The sequence below is a fragment of the Fusobacterium varium genome, from assembly GCA_021531615.1.
In the GTDB taxonomy this organism is placed as follows: Bacteria; Fusobacteriota; Fusobacteriia; order Fusobacteriales; family Fusobacteriaceae; genus Fusobacterium_A; species Fusobacterium_A varium_C.
Genome location: JADYUE010000112.1, coordinates 1 through 297, shown reverse-complemented (window position 1 = coordinate 297; position 297 = coordinate 1). Strand labels below are relative to the sequence as shown.

Below are 297 nucleotides of genomic sequence, written 5' to 3'. Positions count from 1 at the left end.
ATGAATGGTGGTATACAAATAGAGATCACAATAAAAATGGTGTAGCTGAATATGGAGGAATGGTTCATAGATTTAACAATTCACCAGAAGAGATTATCCTTGCAGCAGCATGGGAAAGTGGAATGGATAATGCAGTTAGATTTGATGTTGAAGGGTATGGAAAAGATGATATAGGGGTAAAAGTATTTGAAAATAAAGATAAAAATAGTAAATTAGTAGGATATTCTATTAACCAAGAATCTGTTGATCTGAACTCTTTCCTATATGCTGAAAAAATAGATCTAGCTCAAATGGCTG

Annotated in this window: 1 protein-coding gene; it reads left to right on the top strand. The window is 32.7% G+C overall.

From position 1 onward, the window contains the following. Positions 1 to 297 (top strand): hypothetical protein (locus I6E31_12550; protein MCF2640786.1); only part of this gene is annotated, 297 nt, incomplete at both ends.